Origin of the sequence: Sphingomonas sp. Leaf339, assembly GCF_001426195.1 — a bacterium.
Classification (GTDB): domain Bacteria; phylum Pseudomonadota; class Alphaproteobacteria; order Sphingomonadales; family Sphingomonadaceae; genus Sphingomonas.
In genome coordinates, this window is sequence record NZ_LMRS01000012.1 from 55,178 (window position 1) to 76,103 (window position 20,926).

The 20,926-nt window shown below is 64.8% G+C and carries 22 protein-coding genes; 9 read left to right on the plus strand and 13 right to left on the minus strand.

Annotated features, from left to right (window positions below; translation table 11 throughout):
* Nucleotides 1-85 precede the first annotated feature (85 nt).
* The gene (truA, locus tag ASG67_RS07135; RefSeq protein WP_056527610.1) at nucleotides 86-844 is read right to left on the minus strand and encodes a tRNA pseudouridine(38-40) synthase TruA; all 759 of its coding nucleotides are present in this window, start codon (nucleotides 842-844) and stop codon (nucleotides 86-88) included.
* Nucleotides 841-1,752: a methionyl-tRNA formyltransferase gene (gene fmt, locus ASG67_RS07140; protein ID WP_056527612.1), complete on the minus strand. Its 912-nt coding sequence runs from the start codon at nucleotides 1,750-1,752 to the stop codon at nucleotides 841-843. Before fmt ends, truA begins: the two co-directional genes overlap by 4 nt.
* 53 nt (nucleotides 1,753-1,805) lie before the next feature.
* Between fmt and recR the strand changes: the two genes are divergently transcribed.
* From recR to rmuC, 3 genes are all read left to right on the plus strand, one after another.
* Nucleotides 1,806-2,402, plus strand: coding sequence for a recombination mediator RecR (gene recR / locus ASG67_RS07145; protein ID WP_056527616.1), 597 nt, complete (start codon nucleotides 1,806-1,808; stop codon nucleotides 2,400-2,402).
* Nucleotides 2,403-2,519: 117 nt separating this feature from the next.
* Nucleotides 2,520-3,044 (plus strand): peptide deformylase, encoded by a 525-nt coding sequence (gene def, locus ASG67_RS07150; RefSeq protein ID WP_056527618.1) that lies wholly within the window; start codon nucleotides 2,520-2,522, stop codon nucleotides 3,042-3,044.
* A 116-nt stretch (nucleotides 3,045-3,160) separates the two neighbouring features.
* Entirely contained in the window at nucleotides 3,161-4,597 is a 1,437-nt protein-coding gene (gene rmuC, locus ASG67_RS07155; RefSeq protein ID WP_056527621.1) for a DNA recombination protein RmuC, read from the plus strand.
* Here the strand turns inward: rmuC and ASG67_RS07160 are convergent.
* The 8 genes from ASG67_RS07160 to ASG67_RS07195 are packed head-to-tail and all read right to left on the minus strand — an operon-like array spanning nucleotide 4,569 to nucleotide 10,408.
* Nucleotides 4,569-5,231 (minus strand): META domain-containing protein, encoded by a 663-nt coding sequence (locus tag ASG67_RS07160; RefSeq protein ID WP_056527624.1) that lies wholly within the window; start codon nucleotides 5,229-5,231, stop codon nucleotides 4,569-4,571. The two genes, rmuC and ASG67_RS07160, sit on opposite strands and share 29 nt — an antisense overlap.
* 60 nt (nucleotides 5,232-5,291) lie before the next feature.
* The gene (locus ASG67_RS07165; protein WP_056527628.1) at nucleotides 5,292-6,092 is read right to left on the minus strand and encodes a TrmH family RNA methyltransferase; all 801 of its coding nucleotides are present in this window, start codon (nucleotides 6,090-6,092) and stop codon (nucleotides 5,292-5,294) included.
* An 18-nt stretch (nucleotides 6,093-6,110) separates the two neighbouring features.
* Nucleotides 6,111-6,383 (minus strand): HPr family phosphocarrier protein, encoded by a 273-nt coding sequence (locus tag ASG67_RS07170; protein ID WP_056527630.1) that lies wholly within the window; start codon nucleotides 6,381-6,383, stop codon nucleotides 6,111-6,113.
* Nucleotides 6,380-6,787, minus strand: a complete 408-nt coding sequence (locus tag ASG67_RS07175) for a PTS sugar transporter subunit IIA (protein WP_056527633.1) — start codon at nucleotides 6,785-6,787, stop codon at nucleotides 6,380-6,382. The genes ASG67_RS07170 and ASG67_RS07175 overlap by 4 nt, the downstream gene beginning before the upstream one ends.
* Before the next feature lie 15 nt (nucleotides 6,788-6,802).
* Nucleotides 6,803-7,720 (minus strand): RNase adapter RapZ, encoded by a 918-nt coding sequence (rapZ, locus tag ASG67_RS07180; RefSeq protein WP_056527635.1) that lies wholly within the window; start codon nucleotides 7,718-7,720, stop codon nucleotides 6,803-6,805.
* Nucleotides 7,717-8,145, minus strand: coding sequence for an HPr kinase/phosphorylase (locus tag ASG67_RS07185; protein WP_056527638.1), 429 nt, complete (start codon nucleotides 8,143-8,145; stop codon nucleotides 7,717-7,719). Before ASG67_RS07185 ends, rapZ begins: the two co-directional genes overlap by 4 nt.
* Nucleotides 8,146-8,154: 9 nt before the next feature.
* Complete coding sequence (locus tag ASG67_RS07190) at nucleotides 8,155-9,732, minus strand: sensor histidine kinase (protein WP_056527641.1); 1,578 nt, start codon at nucleotides 9,730-9,732, stop codon at nucleotides 8,155-8,157.
* Nucleotides 9,704-10,408, minus strand: a complete 705-nt coding sequence (locus ASG67_RS07195; RefSeq protein ID WP_056527644.1) for a response regulator transcription factor — start codon at nucleotides 10,406-10,408, stop codon at nucleotides 9,704-9,706. The genes ASG67_RS07190 and ASG67_RS07195 overlap by 29 nt, the downstream gene beginning before the upstream one ends.
* Nucleotides 10,409-10,512: 104 nt before the next feature.
* On the opposite strand from ASG67_RS07195, the gene ASG67_RS07200 reads away from it, so the two are divergent.
* A complete protein-coding gene (locus ASG67_RS07200) occupies nucleotides 10,513-11,271 on the plus strand; it encodes an alpha/beta fold hydrolase (protein WP_056529004.1) in 759 nt (252 codons plus the stop codon).
* A 66-nt stretch (nucleotides 11,272-11,337) separates the two neighbouring features.
* The gene (locus ASG67_RS07205; protein ID WP_056527647.1) at nucleotides 11,338-13,164 is read left to right on the plus strand and encodes a M2 family metallopeptidase; all 1,827 of its coding nucleotides are present in this window, start codon (nucleotides 11,338-11,340) and stop codon (nucleotides 13,162-13,164) included.
* A gap of 90 nt (nucleotides 13,165-13,254) precedes the next feature.
* Here ASG67_RS07205 and ASG67_RS07210 read toward each other — a convergent pair whose 3' ends face one another.
* The 3 genes from ASG67_RS07210 to ASG67_RS07220 form a co-directional block, all read right to left on the minus strand.
* A complete protein-coding gene (locus ASG67_RS07210) occupies nucleotides 13,255-13,728 on the minus strand; it encodes a hypothetical protein (RefSeq protein ID WP_056527649.1) in 474 nt (157 codons plus the stop codon).
* Nucleotides 13,729-13,810: 82 nt separating this feature from the next.
* Nucleotides 13,811-15,247, minus strand: coding sequence for an AMP nucleosidase (locus tag ASG67_RS07215; RefSeq protein WP_056527652.1), 1,437 nt, complete (start codon nucleotides 15,245-15,247; stop codon nucleotides 13,811-13,813).
* A 65-nt stretch (nucleotides 15,248-15,312) separates the two neighbouring features.
* Nucleotides 15,313-15,792 (minus strand): peroxiredoxin, encoded by a 480-nt coding sequence (locus tag ASG67_RS07220; protein WP_056527655.1) that lies wholly within the window; start codon nucleotides 15,790-15,792, stop codon nucleotides 15,313-15,315.
* Nucleotides 15,793-15,886: 94 nt separating this feature from the next.
* Here ASG67_RS07220 and ASG67_RS07225 point away from each other — a divergent pair, with 94 nt between their 5' ends.
* The 4 genes from ASG67_RS07225 (at nucleotide 15,887) to tsaE (ending at nucleotide 20,920) form a co-directional block, all read left to right on the plus strand.
* Nucleotides 15,887-16,447, plus strand: a complete 561-nt coding sequence (locus ASG67_RS07225) for a YqgE/AlgH family protein (RefSeq protein WP_414887469.1) — start codon at nucleotides 15,887-15,889, stop codon at nucleotides 16,445-16,447.
* An 86-nt stretch (nucleotides 16,448-16,533) separates the two neighbouring features.
* Nucleotides 16,534-17,955, plus strand: a complete 1,422-nt coding sequence (gene ahcY, locus ASG67_RS07230; protein WP_056527659.1) for an adenosylhomocysteinase — start codon at nucleotides 16,534-16,536, stop codon at nucleotides 17,953-17,955.
* 182 nt (nucleotides 17,956-18,137) lie between these two features.
* Nucleotides 18,138-20,483 carry a sensor histidine kinase gene (locus tag ASG67_RS07235; protein WP_056527662.1) on the plus strand — a complete coding sequence of 782 codons (2,346 nt, stop codon included), beginning with the start codon at nucleotides 18,138-18,140 and terminating at the stop codon, nucleotides 20,481-20,483.
* On the plus strand, nucleotides 20,480-20,920 hold the full coding sequence (gene tsaE / locus ASG67_RS07240) for a tRNA (adenosine(37)-N6)-threonylcarbamoyltransferase complex ATPase subunit type 1 TsaE (RefSeq protein ID WP_056527665.1): 441 nt from the start codon (nucleotides 20,480-20,482) through the stop codon (nucleotides 20,918-20,920). The genes ASG67_RS07235 and tsaE overlap by 4 nt, the downstream gene beginning before the upstream one ends.
* Nucleotides 20,921-20,926 lie beyond the last annotated feature (6 nt).

A 20,926-nucleotide genomic window follows, 5' to 3' on the forward strand; every position in this document is an offset into this window, starting at 1 on the left:
CGGGGTCCAGTTGAAAAGGCTTCCGAGAACGATAGCGAACGTTCCCCAACTGGACCCCGGCCTTCGCCGGGGAACAGAAACTGCCCTACCCGGCAGCAGCACCAACCGGATAAACCGCCCCCACGAAAAACAACCCATCGGGCGGCGCATTCAGCCCCAGCCGCGCCCGGTCCCGCGCCGCCAACGCCGCGCCCACCTCGCTCGGCGCCCATCGCCCCATACCCACCAGCGCCAGACACCCGACCATCGACCGCACCTGATGATGCAGGAATGAACGCGCCGCCGCCTGCACCATAATCAGGTCGCCCTCCCGCTCCACCGTCAGCACGTCCAGCGTCCGCACCGGGCTGTCCGCCTGGCAATGCGCCGACCTAAAGGTGGTGAAGTCATGCCGCCCCACCAGCATCGCCGCCGCCGCCGCCATCGCGCCGGCGTCCAGCGGCTGCGGCACCTGCCATGCCAGCCCACGCTCTACCGTCAGCGGCGCACGCCGGTTGACGATCCGGTATTCATACGACCGGCCGACACATGAAAATCGAGCATGCCAGTCGTCCGCTACCGCGTCGCACGCCAGCACCGCCACCGGCGCCGGCCGCAGCAGCGCGTTCAGCGCCTCCATCAACCGGAACGGCGTGATCGGCTTGGCGATGTCGCAATGCGCTCGCATCGCCAGCCCATGCACGCCGGCATCGGTGCGCCCGGCTGCATGCACCGCCGCCGCTTCCCCCGTCACCGCCAGCACCGCCGCCTCCAGCGCAGCCTGCACGCTCGGCCCGTGAGTCTGCCGTTGCCAGCCCATGAAGGGCCGCCCGTCGAATTCCACCGTCAGCGCGAATCGCGTCAAAGCTGCGTCCCGCTCGCGATCGGAAAGCCGCGCAGCAGTTCCTCGGTCGATGTCACGCCCCGCCCGGCGCGCTGCACCAGAGTCGGCCGGATCGACCCGTCGCCGCACCCAATCGTCAACCGGTCGTCCACGGTGTATCCGTCGCCGCCCGGGAAGGTGAACGGCAGCACCTCCGTCGCCAGTATCTTCACCCGCTCGCCCGCCACCTCGAACCATGCGCCCGGCGCCGGGTTCATCGCCCGCACCAATCGTTCGATCGCCACCGCGCTCTGCGTGAAGTCGATCCGCGCCTCCGCCTTGTTGATTTTGGCGGCATAGGTAATTCCCTCGTCCGGCTGCGCCACCGCTGGATGCGCAGCGAGATCGCCGAGCACTTCAACCATCAGCCGCGCGCCCATCGCCGCCAGCTCGATCGTCAGGTCGCCCGTCGTCTTGTCGTCGATCGGGGTGCGCCCTTCCAGCCGCACCGGGCCGGTATCCAGACCCGCCTCCATCTGCATGATGCCGACGCCCGTCTCGGCATCGCCGGCCATGATCGCCCGCTGCACCGGCGCCGCCCCGCGCCAGCGCGGCAGCAAGGATCCGTGCACGTTCAGGCAGCCATGCACCGGCGCATCCAGAACCGCGCGCGGCAGGATCAGGCCATACGCCGCGACTACCGCTACCTCCGCGCCCAGATCGACGAACGCCGCCTGTTCCTCCGCACTCTTCAACGACACCGGCGTCCGCACCGGAATCGCCAGTGCCTCGGCGCGTCGCTGAACGGGCGAGGGCACTAGTTCGCGCCCGCGCCGCCCGCCCGGCCGCGCCGGCTGGCTATAGGCCGCAACTACCCGATGCCCGGCCGACACCAACGCATTCAGCGTCGGCACCGCGAAGTCGGGCGTTCCCATGAAGACGATCCGCATGGCCACGCCTCTCTCCGCTGGCGAACCCCCGCGCAACCCCCTATCTGTTCCCCATGGCGTCTCCTGAAATCGAAGCGTTGACGCAGGCGCTCGCCCGCCTGCCGGGCCTCGGCCCCCGTTCCGCGCGCCGTGCCGTGCTGCACCTGCTAAAGAAGCGAGAGGGCGCGCTCGGCCCGCTGCGCCACGCGCTGGAGCAGGTCGACGAACGGCTGGAGAATTGTTCGACCTGTGGGAATGTCGACACCGCCAATCCGTGTTCGATCTGCGCCGATCCCCGCCGCGACGCCCGTTCGCTGTGCGTGGTGGAGGAGGTGGCCGACCTGTGGGCGCTCGACCGTTCGCGCTTGTTCCCCGGCCGTTTCCACGTCCTTGGCGGTCGCCTCTCGGCGCTGGAAGGCATTCGCCCCGAAGACCTGTCGATCGACGCGCTCGTCCGCCGGATCGAGGCAGGCGGCATCGACGAGGTCGTCCTCGCCATGAATGCGACGCTGGAGGGCCAGACCACCGCCCACTACATCGCCGAACGCATCGAACGCTTCCCTATCCGCGTCACTCAGCTTGCCCACGGCCTCCCCGTCGGCGGCGAACTGGATTACCTCGACGAAGGCACGCTCGCCCAGGCGCTGCGGGCACGAAGGCCGATGACCTGAATTCCTCCCCGGCACGGGGAGGGGGACCAGCGAAACTGGTGGAGGGGGTTCAAACGCCAAGCCTGTTTAACGGGCAAAAACTTGACCCCGTACCCCACCCGGCATAGCGGACCCGCCATGGCCGTCCTTCAAGTTGTCGAAATCCCCGACCCCCGCCTCCGCCTCGTCTCCACCCCCGTCGACGCGGTGAACGACGAGATCCGCACCCTCGTCGCCGACATGATCGAAACGATGTACGACGCCAGCGGCATCGGCCTCGCCGCCATCCAGGTCGGCGTCGACAAGCGCGTCCTGGTGATCGACCTTCAGGAAGGCGAGGACGAGGAAGGCAAGCCCGTCCGTAATCCCAAGGCGTACATCAACCCGGAGGTCCTCTCGGAAAGCGAGGAACTGTCCGTCTATAATGAGGGCTGCCTGTCGATCCCGGAGCAATATGCCGAGGTAAAGCGCCCCGCGACCTGCTGCGTCCGCTGGCTGGACGAAACCGGCGCGTCGCATGAGGAGGAACTGAGCGGCCTTCTGTCCACGTGCATGCAGCACGAGATCGACCATCTGAACGGCGTCCTCTTCATCGACCACGTCTCGAAGCTGAAGCGCGATATGCTCCTCAAGAAACTGGCCAAGCAACGCCGCATCGGTTGACCGCAACCGGGCTGTCCTACAGCCATCGTTCCTGCTACGTTCCGCAACGGCGCCAGCTCCGGTCGGTGCCACGGATGCCGATGCGGAAGATGCGATATGCGTGAAGTTGGTGAAGTATGACCCCTGAACTGGCCATCGTCGCCCTGTTGGCGCTCGCTGTCGGCCTGCTGGCCGGCTGGCTGATCGCCGGCCGCCGCGCCGCCAGCCTCGCCAGCGACCTCGCCGTCGCCCGCACCCGCGCCGCCGACGCCGACCTCGTCCGCCAGGCCCGCGATGCCGTGGAGCGGGAGCGCAACGAGGCGATGCAGGACCTCGCCTCCCTCCGCGCGCAAGCCACCGAGCGCCACACCGCCCATGAGGACGCCCTCCGCCAGCTCCACGACGCCCGCGGCGCCATGCAGGACCTGGCCTCGCTCCGCGCCCAGAGCGCCGAGCGTCAGGCCGCTCATGCCGAAACGCTCCGCCAGCTGCATGAGGCAAAGGAGGCGATGAACGCACAGTTCGGCGCCGCCGCCGCCAAGGCGCTGGAAGGCGCCCAAACCCAGTTCCTCGAACGCGCCCAGGCCCGTTTCACCGAGTCGGAACGGACGAGCGGTCAACGCCTCGCCGCCCTCCTTCAGCCTGTCACCGAACGGCTTAAGCGCTACGAAGAGGGCGTCGCCAAGGTCGAGGCCGAACGCCGCGACGCCTTCGGCGATCTGAAGGGCCAGATCGAACAGATGCGGCTCGGACAGGAGCGCGTGTCGGGTGAGGCGGCCAAGCTCGTCAACGCGCTGCGCAACGCCCCCAAAGCTCGCGGCCGCTGGGGCGAGCAGCAGCTCCGCAACGTGCTGGAGACGTGCGGCCTCGCCGAACACACCGACTTCGCCATGGAGGTCAGCGTGTCAGACGGGGAGGGTGGTCGCCTGCGTCCCGATGCCGTCGTCAAGGTGCCGGGCGGCAAGTCGCTCATCATCGACGCTAAGGTATCACTCAACGCCTATCAGGACGCGTTCGGCGCGGTGGACGAGGGCGAGCGCCAGATCGGCCTCGCCGCCCATGCCCAATCGATGCGCAACCACGTCAACGGCCTCGGCAACAAGAGCTACTGGACGCAGTTCGAGGACACGCCGGAATATGTCATCATGTTCGTCCCCGGAGAGCACTTCCTGTCGGCGGCACTCGAGCACGACCCTACGTTGTGGGACTTCGCGTTCGACAAGCGCGTCCTGCTGGCGACCCCAACTAACCTGATCGCTATCGCCCGCACCGTCTCGGCGGTATGGCGGCAGGAGAAGCTGGCGGCACAAGCACGCGAAATCGGCGTGCTGGGCAAGGAGCTATACGGCCGCTTGTCGAAGATGGGCGAGCATGTCGCCAAGCTCGGCCGCAATCTGGAGACGGCTAATACCGCTTATAACCAATTTGTTGGCAGCCTTGAGAGTCAGGTGCTGACAACGGCCCGTCGTTTCGAAACACTCAATATCGACACCGCGGGCAAGTCGATCGATCCGCTCCCGATCGTCGAACAAAGCCCGCGTCCGCTCACGAAGCTGGTGTCGACCGGCGAGTGAGCGTCAGGCTGCCCCGTCCGTCGGCCAGAACCAGGGTATCCGCATCGGGCCACGTCATCGTAATTGGCAAACCGCCGAGTGCGAGGAACCGGTTCTCAACCCGCATCACCTCATCCTCAATGCACGCCATCCGCGTCGCCCGCATGGCACCAAGGCTGAGCATCTTACCTTCGAGGCGGTAACTTCCCGAAATGCGGTTGCAGATGCGCGCATGCATGACATCGGCATCGAAATCGACGGTCGCGACACCAGGCATCCGCAATGCTTTGCCATCGAGCGCTGCAATCGCCCATTGTGTATCAGCCAGTTTCATCACGACGCGATCTGCCAAGCCACCACATCCTTGTAACCGTCGCCTCCCGACATCGACGGTGACCGTGTCGGGGTAAAGCCGATCGCTCATCCCGTCGCTGCATGGTTTGCGGACGATGGCCACCGTCATCGCTCGCGTCACATACCTGCGTCCATTCATGATCGACCGCGCTTTCGGGACCGCGACGCTGATGGAGCGCACAGTGACCTGTTTCAGCCGAATGTGGCGGTCGTCGATTGTCACAGACCAGAATGGTTCTGTGCCGCTTGCACGGTACCCAATGGAACCGGCAACAGCAGCGAGCAGGACGATGGCGATCATGCCGCAGATTGGCCGGTAAGCGTTCGCACCGCAACTACGCTCCAGCAAACGGGCGCGCGATCACCCGCGTTGCTGCGCCAGTACCTCATACGCCATCACCGCCGTCGCGACCGCAGCGTTTAGGCTGTCGGCTTTACCCAGCATCGGTATCTTCACCAACAGATCGCACCCGGCGGCATAGCCGCTCGGCATGCCCTGCGCCTCGTTGCCGGTCAGCAGGAACGTTGGCGCCGGATAATGTGCGCCGCGATAGTCATGCTCAGTTTCCAGGCTCAGGCCGACCAACTGGCCGGGACCAGTCCGCAACCACGTCAGGAACGTCGCCCATTCCGTCCGCACGACAGGGATAGTGAACAGCGCGCCCATGCTGGCGCGCACCGCCTCGACCGAGAACGGATCGACGCAGTCACCGATCAGGATCAATCCGCCAGCGCCCACGGCGTCGCCGGTCCGCAGGATCGTACCCATATTGCCCGGATCGCGCAGCCGCTCCGCCACCAGCCAGATGCCAGCCGCATTCCGATCGAGGTCGTTTAACCTTGTCTCGAACTCGTCGAACACCCCGACCACCGCCTGCGGATTGTCCTTGCCCGACAGCTTCGTCAGGATATCAGGCGTCGTCTCGATCGCGTCGCCGCCCGCGCGCTCCACTTCGGTGACGAGCGTTCTAACCAGCGGATGATCCGCGCTGGCCGCGGCGAAGAACAGCAGCACCGGGAGCCGCCCCGCTTTGCGCGCCTCGGTGAGGATGCGCAGACCCTCGGCCAGGAACCGTCGTTGTTCACGGCGATGTCGCTTGTCGCGCAGATCGCGGACGTTCTTGATGAGCGGATTGGAAAAGGCGGTGATCTCGCGAGGCATGATAGCAATCGAGGAGGATCAATCCTCGCCGAATTTGGCCTCGACCAGTTCGACCAGCGTATTCACCACCTGCGTGGCGTCGTCGCCCGATGCGGAGATAGTGATCGAATCGCCCATGGCGGCGCCCAGCATCATCAGGCCCATGATCGACGTGCCCGTGACGGAGCCGCTGCCCTCTTTCTCGACCTGGACTTCGCACGGCAGGCCAGAGGCAAGCGTGACGAACTTTGCACTGGCGCGGGCATGGAGCCCGCGGCGGTTGCAGATCGTGACGGTCCGACGGACGCTCATGCCGCCGCCTCACCCAACACTTCGGACGCGACCGAAATATACTTGCGCCCCGCCTCCCGCGCGGCGGCCACGGCGTCGACCACCTTCATCGATTTGCGGGCGGAACCCAGGCGAATCAGCATCGGCAGGTTCATGCCCGCGATCACCTCGACCCGGCCGCGCACCATCAGCGATATCGCGAGGTTGGATGGCGTGCCACCGAACAGATCGGTCAAAACGATCACACCCGCGCCGGTATCGACCTCGGCAATCGCGGCGGCGATGTCGTGCCGGCGCGATTCCATATCGTCCTCCGGCCCGATCGCGATCGTCGCCACCCGCTCCTGCGGGCCGACGACGTGAACCATCGCGGTCACGAATTCGTCGGCGAGCCGCCCATGCGTCACCAGAACCAGGCCGATCATAGTCGGATGCGCTACCTACACCAGCGGGGCAACCGGCGACCCCTCAAGTGAGTCCTGCGGTGCCGCCCCTAAATCACGATGTGCGACTGTGGGCGAAAACCCCGCATCGCACAAGAACCTGCCGATACGTTCCGCGACATGAACCGACCTGTGTCTCCCTCCGGTACAGCCGATCGCGACGCTAACATATGCCTTTCCCTCCGCCCTGTAGCGCGGCAGCAACAGCGCCAGCAGTTCCTCGATCCGCGACACCGCCGCTTCATAGGCGGGATCGGCCGCAACATAAGCAGCAACCGCCGGGTCCAGCCCAGTGCCGGGTTTCAGTGCCGGGTCCCAATGCGGATTGCGCAGGAAGCGCATGTCGAACACCAGATCGGCACCACGCGGCAAGCCCCGCGCGAAACCGAACGACGTGACCGACAACACCGGCTCGCCCGCACGGTCGGCAAAGGTGGTGCGGATCTGCTGCGCCAGTTCGTGGGCCGAGAGCGTCGTCGTATCGGTCAGTCGGTTGGCGAAGTCGCGCAAGGGCGCCAACAGTTCGCGCTCACGGGCGATCCCGTCGCTTGCGGGTCGGTCTGGTGCCAGTGGATGCCGATGCCGCGTCTCCGCATAGCGGCGTTCCAGTTCGGCGTCCGAGCATTCCAGGAAAAGCGTGCCGACGGACAGGCTCTGCATATCCTGCAACTGCCTGATCCGCTGGATGATCCGCGCTGGCTCAAAATCCCGTGTCCGCGTGCCCAAACCTAACGCCAGTCGTTGACGTCGACCGTCGGCTCCCACCGGCAACGGCGCGTCGAGTAGCCGGTCGATCAAGATGAGTGGGAGATTGTCGACCACCTCCCAGCCAAGGTCTTCAAGCGTCTTCAACACCGTCGATTTGCCGGCTCCGGAAAGTCCTGTGACCAGCAGCACGTCCTGATGACCGATCATGCCGGCATCTCCCGGCGTAGGGCGAGTTCGACCTTGATTGGTGCCGACACCATGAACGGGTCGAGCGTGAGCGTCCGAACCGGTCGCCCGGCGATCACGCGTGACGTCGGTTCGGGCATCCGTTCCAGTTCTCCAAATAAACTTACGAGCAACGCCACGGGCGCCGCAGCCATAGCTGGGAGGTCGATGATGCCCAGCCCCCGCACCTCGATCCGTCCGGCGATCGTGGGGGGGGCGCTGGCGATCAGGCCGTCGTCGGACGCCGTTACCAGCGTGTAATCATCGCTCACCAAGATCGCGCCGCGATCGATCAGGCGCAGCGCGAGATCGGATTTGCCCGCACCCGACGGCCCCTCGATCATCACTGCCCGGCCGTCGATGGCGACGGTGGACGCGTGCAGCGTTTCGGTATCGGCTTCGCTCATCGATACGTCCTATGGGGCCGGATCGGCGGTCGGCAGGCGGACGACGAATCGGGCGCCGCCCGCTCCGCCTTCGCGCGGCTCGACCGCGATCGATCCGCCATGCCCCTCGACGATCGTTCGTGCAATGGCGAGACCCAATCCAGAGTGGCGGCCGAATGCCTCACCCTGCGGGCGGATCGATTGGAATCGGCGGAAGATGGCCTCGCGCGCCTCCTCCGGCACGCCCGGGCCTTCGTCTTCGACCTGCACCACCATCTCATCGGCATCGGCGGTGGCGATGATCGCGACCTGCGCATCATCGGGTGAGAAGGACAGGGCGTTGTCGAGCAGGTTCTCGAACACCCGCTCCAGGCGCGCGCCCTCCCCGATGGTCAGCAAAAGCGTGTCCGGCGCCCGGTCGAAGTGAAAGCGGACGCCTCGTTCCACACCGCGCGCCTCACGCTGGGCGAGCAGTCCGGCGATCATCGCGCCGATATCGACCGGTTCGAACTTAGCCCGGCTGAGCTGCGCGTCGAGCCGCGATGCGTCGGAAATGTCGGTGATGAGGCGATCAAGGCGATGCACATCGTCCTGGACGATCGCCAGCAATTGCCGTTGCAGGTCGGGATCGCTGATCCGCCCCAGACCGTCCACGGCGGAACGGAGAGAGGCGAGGGGGTTCTTCATCTCGTGCGTCACATCGGCCGCGAACGCCTCGGTCGCGTCGATCCGCGCGCGCAGGGCCAGGCTCATGTCCGACAGCGCGCGAGCGAGCATGCCGAGCTCGTCACGACGTGATGGCAAACGGGGCACCACCACCTCACGCGCGCGACCCAACCGGACTCGTACCGCTGCTCTTGCCAGCCGGCGTAGCGGCCGGACGATCGTCCGCGCCAGAAACAACGACAGCAATACCGAAATGATCGTGACCACCAATAACACAACGCTCAGGCGCAACCGCTCCGTCCGGACGATTCGGGTAATGGTTCGCGCGTTGACGGCGGTTAGTACGATGGCACCGCCGGGCATCGGCGATGCGGCGGTGATGACCGGCGTCCGGTCGGGTGCCCGCCATACCGTCGCGGCAACGTGGCCGGTTCGCGCCGTCCGCACCTCGGGCCAGTCGGACGGATCGGACCGTTCGCGATAAAGTGGCGGACGTGATGCGCCGACGATTGTATCGATTCCGCCGTCCAACAGGCGGGCGACACGTTGGTCGATCCCCTCGCGATCGGGGTCTTGCAACTGAAAATTATCGACACCGAGCGCGCGGCTGTCGAGGGCCATGCCATCAGGGCCCAGCACCCTGATGCGGGCACCCGTGTCGCGCGCCAGTCTCGAGAGCAGGGCAAGATGGAGCGGACGCGGCGCTGCCGCCAGCGCCTCGGCGATCAGCCGCGCCTCTCGCGTCGCCTGCTCGACGCTGTTGTCGACGGTCCGCGATCGATAGCTGTCGAGATAGAAGAACCCGCCCGCCAGCAACAGCAGCGCGATGATGTTGACCGCCAGGATGCGCCGCGTAAGCGATACCCGCCCCGACCACCGGAGCGCCAGATCGCCGCCATCGTCCGGCGCGGGCTCATTCCTCGGAAAAGCGATAGCCGGCACCGTAGAGGGTTTCGATCGAATCGAATTCGGGATCGACCGCGCGGAACTTGCGCCGTACGCGTTTGATGTGACTGTCGATCGTCCGGTCGTCGACGTAGATGTCGTCCTGATACGCCGCGTCCATCAACTGGTTGCGGGTCTTTACCACACCGGGGCGCTGCGCCAGCGTTTCGAGGATCAGGAATTCGGTGACGGTCAGCGTCACGGCTTCGCCGTTCCACAGCGTGCGATGCCGGGCAGGGTCCATCATCAACCGTCCGCGTTCCAAGGCTGGGGCGGCTTCCTCACCATTTCCGCCGGCGGGAGCAGCCGGTTCGGCGCGCCGTAGGATGGCGCGGATGCGGGCGATCAGTAGACGTTGGGAGAAGGGCTTTGCGATGTAATCGTCCGCCCCCATCGCCAGGCCCAGTGCCTCGTCCAATTCGTCGTCCTTGGACGTCAGGAAAATGACTGGCGTTGATTGTTTTTCCCGCAGGCGACGTAGAAGTTCCAACCCGTCCATTCGCGGCATCTTAATGTCGAAGACCGCCAGATCGGGTGGATTGTCCGCCAGCGCCTTCAGCGCGGCCTCCCCGTCCGAATATACGCGGGTCAGGAACCCCTCGGCCTGAAGGGCGATCGAAACCGAAGTCAGGATGTTGCGGTCGTCGTCGACGAGCGCGATCGTTGCCGTCATGTACCGCTCCTAGTCGAAAGCCGGAGCCTGCTCAATCGTCCGTCGCCTGCTCGATCAAGACGGGGTCGCGCGCGGCGTTCGCCTGACATAAGAGCATCGCCATGATGACCGATATGCCCCCCACCCAGTTCGTCCCCAGTTTCGATGGCGTCCGCATCGCGTGGCGCGAGATGGGGGAGGGGCGGCCGGTCGTTCTTATCCACGGCTATTTCTCCGATGCCTATACGAATTGGATACGATACGGGCACGCCGCCGCTATCGCTGCAAAAGGATACCGGGTCATCATGCCGGATCTGCGCGCGCATGGCGAAAGTGAGAAGCCGCATGACGCCAGCGCCTATCCGCGCGATGCGCTTACGCGGGACGGACATGCGCTGATCGCGCATCTAGGCCTGACCGATTACGATCTGGGCGGTTACTCGCTTGGCGCACGCACCACGTCGCGGATGATCGCCACGGGGGCGACACCGACGCGGCTGGTTTTTGCCGGCATGGGGCTTGAGGGCCTGACCGACACCGATCGACGCGCGGGTCATTTCCGCCATATCCTGACCCATCTCGGCGAGCATGAGCGCGGCAGCCCGGAATGGCTGGCCGAGGCTTTCCTAAAAACCACCAAGGGTGATCCCGTCGCTTTGCTGGGCATCCTCGACACCTTTATCGATACGCCGCTTGCCACGATCGAGGCGTTTGCCCAGCCCACGCTGGTCGTCGCCGGCGTCGAGGATCATGACAACGGATCGGCCGCGGCCCTAGCGGACGTGCTGCCGCACGCACGTTTCGTCGAGGTGCCGGGTGGCCATATGAGCTCTGTCGCCAAACCGGAACTCGGCCGCGCGATCGCCGAGTTTCTGGCAGCCTGACTGTCGATTGCTTGACCGATCGCGGTCGCGCGCCGATGCACGGCGCCTGAGATAAAAAGGAAAGACATGATCCGCATCACCGCTTCCCTTGCCGTGCTGGCGGCCGCCCTCGCGACGACGTCGGCGCCGGCGCAACAGCCTACGGATGCCACGACCGCCACGGCGGCGCAGGCTGACGCGTTCATCGCCGATGCCGAACGCCAGCTGGCGGCGGTGTCCGTGCCGGTGAACCAGATCAACTGGGTCAATGCGACCTACATCACCGACGATACCGACACTTTAGCGGCCCGCGCCAACGCTCAGACGACCGAGCTGCAGGTAAAGCTCGCCGGCGAGGCGGCTCGTTATGCCCGCGCGCCGGGTCTGTCCCCCGACACACGCCGTAAGCTCGACCTGCTTCGCGGTGGCATCACGCTGCCGGCGGCGGCCACACCCGGTGCGGCGGACGAACTGGCGACGCTGACCACCCGGATGTCGTCATCCTATGGCAAGGGCCGTGGAATGCTCGATGGCAAACCGATCAACGGATCGGATATCGAGGCGGCGATGGGCGTGACCCGCGATCCCGCTAAGCTGCGCGAGATGTGGACTAGCTGGCATGACAATGTCGGTGCGCCGATGCGGGCGGATTATGCCCGGATGAGCGATCTCGCCAATGCCGGAGCAAAGGGCCTTGGATACGCCGACACCGGCGCACTGTGGCGATCGGGTTACGACATGGCGCCGGACGAATTCGCCGCCACCACCGATCGCATCTGGAAGGAAGTGGAGCCGCTCTATCTCGCACTACACACCTATGTGCGCTGGAAACTGAACGAGAAATACGGTGATGCCGTCCAGTCGAAGACCGGACCGATCCGTTCCGATCTGCTCGGCAACATGTGGGCGCAGGAATGGGGCAATATCTATGACATCGTCGCGCCGGCCGGCGCCGGCGATCTGGGATTTGACACCGGCGATCTGTTGAAGGCCAAGGGATATGATCCCGTCCGCATGGTGAAGCAGGGCGAGGGGTTCTATTCCTCGCTCGGCTTCGCGCCCCTGCCCGACACGTTTTGGCAGCGGTCGCAGATCGTCAAGCCGGCCGATCGCGAGGTGATCTGTCACGCATCGGCGTGGGATATCGACAATGCCGACGACATCCGCATCAAGATGTGCACCAAAGTGAACGGGGACGATTTCGTCACGATCCATCACGAACTCGGCCACAATTACTATCAACGCGCCTACAAGGCGCAGCCGTTCCTTTATAAGAACGGCGCGAATGATGGTTTTCACGAGGCGATCGGCGATACCGTCGCCCTGTCGATCACACCCGATTATCTGGTCAACATCGGTCTGCTCGATCGCGCCAAGGTACCCAGCGCCGACAAGGATGTCGGATTGCTGCTCCGGCAGGCGATGGACAAGGTCGCATTCCTTCCGTTCGGTCTGCTAATCGACAAGTGGCGCTGGAAGGTGTTCTCGGGCGAGATCAAGCCGACCGGTTATCAGGCGGGCTGGGATGCGCTGCGCCTGCAATATCAGGGCGTCGCGCCTCCGGTTGCGCGTGACGAGACGAAGTTCGATCCCGGCGCGAAATACCATATCCCGGCGGGTGTGCCGTACACGCGGTACTTCCTGGCCCGCGTGCTACAGTTCCAATTCTATCAGGCGGCATGCAAGCAAGCGGGTTGGAAGGGGCCGCTGCATCGCTGCTCGTTCTACGGCAACAAGGATGTCGGTCAGCGCCTGAACGCCATGCTCGCCATGGGTCAGTCGAAGCCGTGGCCCGATGCCCTCCAGGTGTTCACTGGTAGTCGAGAGATGAGCGGAAAAGCGATGATTGCCTATTTCGCACCGTTGAAGAAGTGGCTGGATACACAGAACCGGGGTAAGCCCCAGGGCTGGTAACGCTGTGGCTATTGCTCGACGGCCGGGAGTAACCCGTCGTCGAGCAATATCACATCACACCGACCTCTACGAACTCAGGCTCGTTGTGCCTTATGCCTTATCGGGAACGGTATTTTCGTCCACGATGCCGTTTTTGAACGACGCCGACGAATCCTTGCCATCAGGCTGATGCGCCAGCTTCTTCGGCTTTGCCGGATCGCCGGGCTTCGCCGAACTGCCCTTAAGGGTCAGCAAGGCGGCGGCCGCACCCGCTGCGGCCAGACCACCCGCAATCGCCGCGGCGCCCCACTTGCCGCCGACCATGTCGACTGCGCTCTTCTTCGGTGCCGAGGCCCGGCTCGATGACTTTTTCGTCGTCGGAGTGGCTGCCGGGCGCTTGGTCGCGCGCGGCTTGGGGGGTGCCTTCGCCGCTGCGGCTGGCTTGGCAGACGCTGCCGCGTCGTCGGTCTTCGCCTTGGCGGCGCGCGGCTTGGCAGCGGCGGATTTGGCCGGCGTCGTCGAGCGACGAAGCGCGGGCTTCTTGGCGGGCGTGTCGGCGGTAGCGGGCGTGTCGGCGTCGGCCATGGTCGGCTCCCTCGGAAAAATGGTTCCGGGAGCGTAACGCCATTGTCACGCGATGGTTGCGAGTCAGTCTGTCCGACTTCCCTTAGCGGAAAGGGGGTTCGTTGAACGCGCGCAATTTGCGGCTGTGCAATTTTGCCCCTTCCAAACGCAACTGTTCGCACGCTTCGATGCCGATCCGCATGTGCTCGCTGATCGCCCTTTCATAGAAGCGGTTCGCCTGGCCGGGCAGTTTGAGTTCGCCGTGCAGCGGCTTGTCGGACACGCACAGCAACGTGCCGTAAGGTACACGAAAGCGATAACCCTGCGCCGCGATCGTGGCGGACTCCATATCGATCCCGACCGCCCGCGACAGCGAGAAACGAAGCGCCGACCGCGAATAGCGCAACTCCCAGTTTCGATCGTCGGTCGTCACGATCGTCCCCGTCCGCAGCCGCCGCTTCAGTTCATCGCCCGACTGGCCCGATACGATCTCTGCCGCCTTGGCCATCGCCACCTGTACCTCGGCGATGGCCGGTACGGGGATTTCGGGCGGCAGCACGTCGTCAAGCACATGATCGTCGCGCAGGTACGCATGCGCCAGAACATAATCGCCGATGCGCTGCGACGGACGCAGGCCGCCGCAATGGCCGATCATCAACCACGCTTCGGGCCGCATCACGGCCAGATGATCGCAGATCGTCTTGGCGTTGGATGGCCCGACGCCGATGTTGACGAGCGTGATCCCCGTGCCGTCTGCCGCCATCAGGTGATAGGCAGGCATTTGATGCCGCCGCCACGCGCTGTCGGTGACGAGCTTGTCGACGTCCTCGGGCCGCTCAATCACGATGCCGCCTGCTCCCGACAGCGCGGTGAAGCGGCTGTCCGGTGCCAGTTGCGATGCGCCCCAACGAACGAATTCATCGACATAGCGGTGATAATTCGTGAACAGGACGAACCGCTGAACATGTTCAGCCGGAGTGCCCATGTAATGCCGTAGTCGGGCCAGACTGAAATCGGTGCGAAGACCGTCGAACAGCGCCAATGGCCGCGTGCCATCCGCCGACATCCACAGGCCATCGGCAATTTCATCACCGATATGCGCCAGTTCGGTCGCCGGAAAGAACCGCGCCAGTTCGGATGCGGACACCTCGTCGAGGCTCAGCGCATGGCCGGGATCGAGCACATAGGGAAACGGGATTTCCTGGCGCCCCGGCACCGCTTCGACGGTAACCTGATAATCCTCGATCAGCAGGTCGAGCTGTTCGATTAGATAATCCGCAAAGATCGCCGGCTTGGTCACGCTGATCCGGTATTCGCCCGCCGACACCAGTCGTCCGAACGATCGCAGCGGGGCAGGGCGGCCGTGCTCGCCCGCGAAGGACAGGCGGATTTCGGGATAGGCGAACGATCCGTCCAAGCGCGCCGCGGCATCGGGCACCGTGCGGTTCGTCAAATAAGCGGTCAGCGCCGCCTGTAATCGGGTAACGGAGGCGGTGTAGAGGCGGTCAAGCTCGGCGACGATTTGGGTAGCGGTCTGCATCGGCAGGGGGTAAGCGTCGGCGATGACGGAGGCAAGACGCCACCGCCATCGCCGATACGCCGGGATCAGATCTGGTCGAGCAGATATTCCGCCGAGCTGACCTTAAACTCGCCGGGCTGTTCGACGTGCAATTGCTTCACCACGCCGTCCTCGACCAGCATCGAATAACGCTGGCTACGGATGCCGAGGCCAAACTTGGTGCCGTCCATCGTCAATCCGACCGCCTTGGCGAAATCGCCATTGCCGTCGGCCAGCATCGTGACGCCCTCGGCGCCATTTTCCTTCGACCATGCCTGCAGGACGAACGGGTCGTTCACCGCTGTGCAGGCAATTTCATCGACGCCTTTGGCGGCCAGTTCGTCCGCCTTGCCCAGAAAGCCCGGCAGATGCTGGGCAGAGCAGGTCGGCGTGAACGCACCAGGCACCGCGAACAGCGCGACCGTGCGTCCAGCGAAATAATCCGCGACCTTTACCTGATCGGGGCCATCGGCCGTTACCTTCACGAGCGTTGCCTCAGGCAGGCGGTCACCGACATTGATCGTCATACTGTTCTCCTTTGGGACTGCGACGCGATGTCATCGTGTCGCGGCGCTATTTCAAGCGTGGCGATGAAGAGACTGACCGGCTATCTAGCTAGGTGTGACGCAAGCCGCTTATCTGACGGGGCAATTTCTTCTCGCGATGCCGGGCATGGGCGATCCGCGGTTTGACCGGGCGGTGATCGCGATGTGCGCGCATGATGCGAAGGGCGCGATCGGCATCGGGGTGGGTGCGGTGATCGGCGGACTGGGCTTTCACGCTCTGCTAGAGCAATTTGAGATCGACCCCGGCACTACGCCAGACGCCCCCGTCCATTTCGGCGGACCGGTCGAGATGCGCCGGGGGTTCGTGGTGCATTCGCTGGACTGGAGCGGGCAGGACACGGTCGATGTCGCGGGTAGGTGGGCTTTGTCGGGCACGATCGATGCCTTGCGCGCGATCGCAGACGGCTCGGGGCCGCGTCGGTGGGTCGTCGCGCTCGGGTATGCCGGTTGGGCGGAGGGGCAACTTGATGGCGAACTGGCCCGCCCCGGCTGGTTTCCCGTAAAGGGAGATACCGACCTTCTCTGGACTTCGGATGCTGCCGACCGCTGGCAGGCGGCGTATCGTACCGCCGGTATCGATCCCCGCCAGTTGGTGACCGGGTCCGGCAATGCCTGACGACATATAAAGATATCTTTATATTTGATCCGGAAGCGTTGAGGGCCTAAGGACTGGCCATCAAGATTTCTTCAGGAGAATTCCTCGTGGCCACCGCCCTCGCCGCCGAGCAGCACGATTACGTCATCAAGGACATCGCCCTCGCCGATTTCGGTCGTGCGGAAATTCGCATCGCCGAAACCGAAATGCCCGGCCTGATGGCGCTGCGCCAGGAATTCGGCGCGTCGCAGCCGCTCAAGGGCGCGCGCATCACCGGCTCGCTGCACATGACGATTCAGACCGCCGTGCTGATCGAGACGCTGACCGCGCTTGGCGCCGACGTCCGCTGGGCGACGTGCAACATCTACTCGACGCAGGATCACGCGGCCGCCGCCATCGCCGCCACGGGTGTGCCGGTGTTCGCGATCAAGGGCGAGACGCTGGCCGAATATTGGGATTATGTCGGCGACATCTTCGCATGGGATCGCACGGTCGAAGGCCAGACCGCCAATATCATCCTCGATGATGGCGGTGACGCGACGATGTTCGCGCTGTGGGGCGCCAAGCTGGAGGCGGGTGCTACCTTCGGCGAGCCTGAGAATGAAGAGGAAGTCGAATTCCAGCGTTCGGTAAAGGCGTTCATCGCCAAGAACCCGGGCTACCTGACCGAGACGGTAAAGAGCCTGAAGGGCGTGTCGGAAGAGACGACGACGGGCGTGCACCGCCTTTACGAGATCGCGAAGAAGGGTGAGCTGCCTTTCCCCGCGATCAACGTCAACGACTCGGTCACGAAGTCCAAGTTCGACAATCTGTACGGCTGCAAGGAATCGCTGGTCGATGCGATCCGTCGCGCCACCGACGTGATGCTGGCCGGCAAGGTCGCCTGCGTCGCCGGCTTTGGTGACGTCGGCAAGGGTTCGGCGCAGTCACTCCGCAACGGTGGCGCACGCGTGATGGTGACCGAGGTTGATCCGATTTGTGCGCTCCAGGCGGCGATGGAGGGCTTTGAGGTCGTGACGATGGAAGAGGCCGTGACCCGCGCCGACATCTTCTGCACCGCGACCGGCAATGCCGACGTCATCACCGCCGATCACATGAAGGCGATGAAGCCGATGTCGATCGTCTGCAACATCGGCCATTTCGACAGCGAGATTCAGATCGCGGCGCTGTCGAACTATAAGTGGACCGAGGTGAAGCCCGGCACCGACCTCGTCGAATTTCCTGACGGCAAGCAGATCATCGTGCTGGCCAAGGGCCGCCTCGTGAACCTCGGCTGCGCCACCGGTCACCCGTCGTTCGTGATGTCGGCGTCGTTCACCAACCAGACGCTCGCGCAGATCGAACTGTGGACCAAGAGCGATCAGTACAAGAATGAAGTGTACGTCCTGCCCAAGCATCTCGACGAAAAGGTGGCGGCGCTGCATCTGGCAAAGCTGGGTGTGAAGCTGTCGCAGCTCACGACCAAGCAGGCCGGTTACATCGGCGTGCCGGTCGAAGGGCCGTTCAAGCCGGATCATTATCGCTACTGATCCTGTGGGCTCCTTCATGCATCGGGGCGTCGGCGAAAGCCGGCGCCCCTTTTGCGTTCGCAAGGCAGAGCGTCGATCTAAACCTGCGTCTTTAGCGGGTTTTATCGTCACCCCCTTTTGGACCAGACCCGCATCCGATAGACGGATGTAATGATCGCAATGCGTCCGACCGGCCAACGACCATGATCGTCCTGCGTAACGAGACGGCGATCGTCATGGGCGCCATACTGTTCGCCCTGCTCGCCATCGGTGTCTTGCTGATGTTTCTAGGCCTGCGGGCGCGGGCGCGGGCGGCCATCGTGTCGAGCGAAAACCGCCGTCTGGAAGCGATGCTGCGCACCAGCACCGCGCTGGCGATGGTGGTGCGGGGCGATGGCAAGGTCGAGATGTCGGCCGGTCTGGCCGACTGGTTTGGTCTGCCCGCGCCACCGCGCTCTCTGGTCGAGATGTCGGCAGGCGATGCGGGATTGACCGCCGACGACGCAGCGATGCTGGCCCATGATGTCGGGGTCGCGCAGCGGTCCGGCCGCGCCTTCGATCGGACGATGCGACCGCAGGGGTCGGCCCGCTCTCTCTCCCTGCGCGGGGCCCGCGCGCCTGCGGAGTTCGGCAACGGCGTGTTCGTTTGGGTGCATGACGCCACCGACACACGCGGCGAAATCGAGCGCTTGCGCGAAGGTAGCGCGCGGATGCGCGAAGCCTATGACGCGCTGACCGGGTTGATCGAGGCGGCCCCCCTGCCGATGTGGTATCGCGGTGCCGATCTGCGGCTCACCATGGTCAATTCCGCCTATGTCGCGGCTGTTGAAGGGCGCGACGCGACCGATGTGGTTACCCGGGGGCTCGAACTTGTTGAAGGCTCCGATCGGGGTGGACCAATCGCTGGCGCGACCACGGCGCGCGGCCATGGTCGCCCGACGGAACAGGTGCTGCCGGCGACGATCGGCGGCAGCCGGCGGACGCTCAGGATCATCGACGTGCCGCTGCCGACCGGCGGCGTCGCCGGATTCGCGGTAGATATCGAAGATCTGGAACAGGCGCGCAATGGCGCCAAGCGTTTCGCCGAGGCGCAGCGCGGGATGCTTGACCGCCTGTCAGCCGGCGTCGTCCAGTTCGGCGGTGATCGCACGCTGGAATTCTACAACCAGCCGTTTCGCCGCATGTTCGCGATGCGCGCGGAATGGCTGGTCGATCGCCCCGAATTTGATCGCGTCCTGGAACGGATGCGCGAATCGAACCGCCTGCCGGAGGTGCGCGATTTCCCCGGGTGGAAGGCGGAACGGCGGAACTGGTTCGTCGGCGCGGATGGCGCGACTGAGGAGAACTGGCACTTGCCCGGCGGCACGCATTTGCGCGTCGTCGCGCAGTCGCTGCCCGATGGTGGTCTGCTTATCATCTTCGAGGATCGCACCGAGCAGGTGCAGCTTGCCAGCGCGCGCGACACCTTGTTGCGGGTACGGACCGCGACGTTCGACAATCTGTTCGAGGCACTGGGCGTTTTCGCCGCCGATGGTCGGCTTCAGCTTTGGAACAACCGATTCCGGGCGCTGTGGGGTGTCGAGGAGGAATTCCTGTCGACGCATCCGCGTGTCGATGCGTTTGCGGAACGGGTGGCGAGCAAGCTGGCGACCCCCGCCCGGTCCGGCCTGATTTCTGATCTGGTACGATCCGCCACGGGTGATCGTCAGCAGCGGGGCGGCCGGGTCGAGCTAGCTGACGGCCGCCATTTCGAATTCGCCGCGGTGCCGCTGCCGGATGGCAACGCGCTCTTTACGCTGCTCGACATCACCGACAGCCGCCGCGCGGAATATGCGTTGCGCGAACGCGCGAATGCCTTGGAAGCGGCGGACAAGGTTAAGACCCAGTTCGTGGCGAACATGAGCTACGAACTGAAGACACCACTGACTTCGATCAGCGGCTTCGCGGAAATGCTTCACGGGGGCTACGCCGGCAAGCTGCCAGAACAGGCGACCAGCTATACCGAAGCGATCCTGGATTCGGTCGAGCGACTCGGCCTGCTGATCGACGATGTGCTCGACCTGACCCGCGGTGACGAAGGCGCTCAGATCGAACGCGGCGATGTCGACCTGGCGGCGATCACCCGTATCGCCGCTGGCGCCGTTCAACCGGCGATCAAGCGTCACAAGATCGATTTTGCGGTCGAGATCGCCCGTTCGGTTGGCCGCGTGCAGGGCGATTCGCGACGGTTGCGCGAAGTGATCGAGCACTTACTGCGTCATGCACTGGCGGCGCTGCCGCAAGGAGGACGCATCCTGCTCCACGCCGATGGCAATGCGACGCGGGCGCGGATCATCGTGTCCGATGACGGGCCGGGTCTCGACGCGGACAGCATCGAGCACGCGTTCGACCGGTTCGCCGAGCCGCATCTGCAACCGGGCGGCGAACGCGCACTCGGGCTAGGTCTGCCGCTTGCGCGTCAATTTGTCGAGGCGCACGGCGGCACGATCGATCTGGTTTCCGAGCTGGGGCAAGGCACGCTGGTGACGGTGGAGTTGCCGCGGCGATGATCCTCGCAGATGCGGCCGCGACCCAGGCCTTCGGTGCGCGGCTCGCTGGAGCGGTTCAACCGGGTGACGTCGTGACGCTCGTCGGGCCGCTCGGTGCCGGCAAGACGAGCATTGCGCGCGGCCTGCTGACGGCGCTGGGTTTAGCCGGTGAGGCGCCGTCGCCCTCCTTTGCCATCGTCCAGCCCTATCGCCCGCCTGAGGTGATCCTGCCTGTGCTGCACGTCGACCTTTACCGGCTGGACGATCCCGCTGAGGTCGAAGAATTGGGCCTGGAGGACGAGCGGTATGATGGCGTCCTGCTGGTCGAATGGCCGGAACGCGCCGGTGCTGTGGCATGGCCAGACGCACTGGCGTTGACCCTCTCGATCGAACCTGATGACACGCGTCGCTTGACAGCAACGGTGCCCCCGGCTTGGGAAACGCGATGGCCGATCTGATCCCGC